Consider the following 1,859-nt stretch of genomic DNA (forward strand, 5'->3'; position numbering starts at 1 on the left):
GGCCTTGCGGCGCGAGTGAACGGTGTGATATGCCGCTCATGTGATCGATATCGCGGTGTTCTGAGTGGTATTGATGCCTGCTTTTGGGGAACCATCGTCATATGCGTGTGACGGCAGCGAGAGCAGCACAGGGGCGGCGTCGATGACTACGAACCCCGTTCGCTGGTGGTCAGCGGGCGCATTCGGGCGCTCTCCGCTGACTCGCGCCGCGGACCGCGTGCAAGCCTGGGCCGTCGTTGCGGGGCTGATCATGCTGCTCGCCGCCGTCTACCCCGCCGTGGTTCTCGGTCAGATGGGTTATGCAGCTCACGCGCACACCGTCGCGGCCGAGGCTGCCACCCGTCATCCCGTGGAGGCGACGGCTCTGGGGAACAGCAAGTCCGACTCCATGATCTCCGAGTCGGTGGCCATGACATTCTCGGTGCCGGTGCGGTGGTTCGCGCAGAACGCAACGCAGGACACCGTGACCAAGGTCGATCGACCGGTCAAGGCGGGCGACCACGTGCGCATCTGGCTGGACGACCAGGGCAAGGTCACCACGCCACCTCTCACTGACGCCGACGGGCACGTCCTGGCAGTCGGCACGGGGGCGCTCGTGTGGCTGGCACTGGCGGTCGTGGTCGGCGGGGCATTCGCGATGCTGTGGAGGGTGCTCGAACGCTCTCGGGTCCGCGGTTGGGACCGCGGGCTGCAGGAGCTCGTCGGAAACGGCGGAGGCTCCGCCACACACAAGTCCTGACTCGCTAGCCGCGCATCAGCTCGCCGACGTGCGCGGTGACCGATTCCCTCAGGCCCTGCAGGTCGTACCCGCCTTCCAGGACGGACACCAGCCGACCCTCGCAGTGCCGCTCCGCCGCCGACATCAGCTCGCGCGTCACCCAGGCGAAGTCGCCTGCGGTCATGCACAGTGAACCCAGTGGATCGCGTTCGTGGGCATCGAAGCCGGCGGAGACGATGATGAGCTCCGGTGCGAACACGTCGAGCGCAGGCAAGATTCGATCCTCGAAGGCTTCGCGCAGCTGAACGCCGCCGTCACCGGCCGCCAGCGGAGTGTTGAAGATGTTGCCGACACCGGTCTCGCGGGTTGCCCCGGTGCCTGGGAACCATGGCATCTGGTGGGTGGAGGCGTACAGCACGCTCGGATCGGAGTAGAAGATCTCCTGGGTGCCGTTGCCGTGATGGACGTCGAAGTCGACGATCGCGACTCGGGTCAGCCCGTGTTTGAGCTGGGCGTGACGAGCACCGATGCTGATGTTGTTGAACAGGCAGAAGCCCATCGCCCGATCAGTCTCGGCGTGGTGTCCAGGAGGGCGGCACGCGACGAAGGCGTTCTGCACGCCGCCGGCGAGGACGCTGTCGACCGCCTGCACGGTGCCACCGACGCCGCGCAACACGACTTCCCACGTGGAGGGCTCCATCATGGTGTCGCCGCCGTCGAGGTAGACGTAGCCCTCGTGTGGGCGAGCCCCTTCCAGCCCGTCGACGTAGGCGTTGGTATGGACGTAACGCGTCGTATCGAGGTCGGCGATCCCAGCCTCCTCGCGCACCAGGGCGTCGAACTGCGGCCGATCGAGGGCCGCCTGCACCGTGCGATAGCGGTCCGGACGCTCGGGATGCCCTGTGGAGGTCTGGTGGCTGGCGAAGATCGCATGGTGGATGAGCAGAGTGGCCAAGGCTTGGGTCTCCCTTCAGATCACGCGCTGGGGCCGGGTTGCGGGCTTCCGGATACTGTATGCAATCACATGTTTCATTGATGTGGCTAGTCCCTTTCGTCTTCGGCCGCGACGGCGCCCAGCGCCGCCAGCGTCAATCGCTCGGTGGCCACGACGAGGAGATCGCTGGCCTGTTCCATGCAACGC

2 protein-coding genes are annotated in these 1,859 nt (G+C 66.3%); one reads left to right on the plus strand and one right to left on the minus strand.

Annotation, left to right across the window (positions count from 1 at the left end):
• Nucleotides 1-142: 142 nt before the first annotated feature.
• Nucleotides 143-739, plus strand: coding sequence for an Rv1733c family protein (locus ACRDUX_RS23060; RefSeq protein ID WP_526416865.1), 597 nt, complete (start codon nucleotides 143-145; stop codon nucleotides 737-739).
• A 4-nt stretch (nucleotides 740-743) separates the two neighbouring features.
• On the opposite strand, the gene ACRDUX_RS23065 is transcribed toward ACRDUX_RS23060, so the two are convergent.
• On the minus strand, nucleotides 744-1,673 hold the full coding sequence (locus ACRDUX_RS23065; protein WP_526416867.1) for a histone deacetylase family protein: 930 nt from the start codon (nucleotides 1,671-1,673) through the stop codon (nucleotides 744-746).
• Nucleotides 1,674-1,859: the final 186 nt, after the last annotated feature.

Source organism: Mycobacterium sp. (genome assembly GCF_050701675.1).
Classification (GTDB): domain Bacteria; phylum Actinomycetota; class Actinomycetes; order Mycobacteriales; family Mycobacteriaceae; genus Mycobacterium.

What these genes read in the sequence shown, in the direction of transcription:
- ACRDUX_RS23060 (WP_526416865.1), top strand. Translation starts at nt 143, where the DNA reads ATGACTACGAACCCCGTTCGCTGGTGGTCAGCGGGCGCATTCGGGCGC.